The 544-nt window shown below is 37.5% G+C and carries 1 pseudogene; it reads left to right on the top strand.

Annotated features, from left to right (window positions below):
* A pseudogene (locus ACFIO3_RS15465) lies at positions 1-516 on the top strand (transporter); the annotation flags it as partial.
* Positions 517-544 lie beyond the last annotated feature (28 nt).

Raw genomic sequence — 544 nt, 5'->3', positions numbered from 1 at the left:
TTTCACCGCATTCTTGATTTGATTGATGGGCGACGTATCATTATCGTCATTGATGAATTCTGGAAAGCTTTAGAAGATGATTCATTTAAAGCTTTTGCGCAAGATCGGCTAAAAACAATTCGTAAACAAAATGGCATGATGCTCTTTGCAACACAAAGCCCTAAAGATGCTTTGAACTCAACAATCGCGCACACAATCATTGAGCAATGCCCCACCCAAATATTTTTTCCAAATCAAAAAGCAAATTACAATGATTATGTCGAAGCTTTCAAACTTACTGAGCGCGAATTTGAACTGATACAGTCAGAGTTAAGCAGAGAATCCCGTCGTTTTCTCATCAAACAAGGACAAAGTTCCGTCGTTGCAGAACTTAACTTACGTGGAATGAATGATGAGATCGCCGTTTTAAGCGGCACAACAAAAAACATTGAACTCATGAATGAAATTATCAACGAATATGGAGCTGACCCTGACAAATGGCTGCCCATATTTTATCAAAGGAGAAAAAATCAATGAAAAAATATGGCTTAGTTACACTGTTATC

Source organism: Bartonella sp. AD328YNZD (genome assembly GCF_042196425.1).
This window is presented reverse-complemented; position numbering and strand designations above follow the sequence as displayed.